This window comes from Algoriphagus antarcticus (assembly GCF_002150685.1).
GTDB lineage: Bacteria > Bacteroidota > Bacteroidia > Cytophagales > Cyclobacteriaceae > Algoriphagus > Algoriphagus antarcticus.
This window is the reverse complement of sequence record NZ_MSSW01000039.1, coordinates 1-860: the sequence shown is the minus strand read 5'-3', so window position 1 is coordinate 860 and position 860 is coordinate 1. Positions and strand designations below refer to the sequence as shown.

Below are 860 nucleotides of genomic sequence, written 5' to 3'. Positions count from 1 at the left end.
AATTCACCCGCATTGGCGAATGCGGGAACGCCGATAGCAGTAGTAACTACAGACATTAATGGAGTTGCCAGAAAAGCGACGCCAAGCATGGGGGCGAATGAGTATGAGTCGGCTGGACTGACACCATTGTCAGGAATTTATACGATAGATCTTTCTGGGAGTGGAGTCAGGAACTTTAGCACGATCCAGTCCACCGTGGATGCGATGGTGCTGAACGGGGTAGCTGGAGCGGTAACTTTTCAGATGGCTTCGGGCACTTATGCTGAGCAAGTGGTGATTCCGGATATATCAGGAGGAAGCAGTAGTAATACGGTGACCTATGAATCAGCCACAGGTAACCGAGCCGATGTGATCATTCAGTTCACCGCTACAGGAACAGCGGACAACTATGTGATCCAGTTGGACAATGCAAGTGATCTGATCTTCAGGAATCTGACATTAAAGGCATTGGGAGTAGGCTTTGGTCGAACGCTGGTTTCAGTAAACAGACTTGACAATCTTTTGGTAGAAAGCTGTGAACTGATCAGCCCGGATCTTGGAGGCAATAATACGAATGCAGGAAACGTACGCCTGGATCCAAGTATCTCAACTAATGTGCGAATGATCGGAAACCTGATCACAGGTGGAGACCACGGGATTATGTATCGAGGAGGAACGGGTAGTTACCGAGCTCCTGGTACGGAGATCAGGGACAATGAAATCACAGGCATGTATGCTTATGGGATTTACTTGAACTACTTGACAGGGACCAAAGTAGAGGACAACACAGTAACGATGCGAAGCACTTCCTGGTCAGGTTCCTACACCCTGGAGATGGAAAATGTCGAGGGTTCGGTACGAGTGACAGGGAACCGACTGAC

At 48.8% G+C, this 860-nt stretch carries 1 protein-coding gene; it reads left to right on the top strand.

Features of this window, described 5'->3' with window-relative positions:
- Positions 1-860, top strand: an 860-nt coding sequence (locus BVH04_RS13380; RefSeq protein WP_205635853.1) for a right-handed parallel beta-helix repeat-containing protein, incomplete at both ends; no start/stop codon positions are given.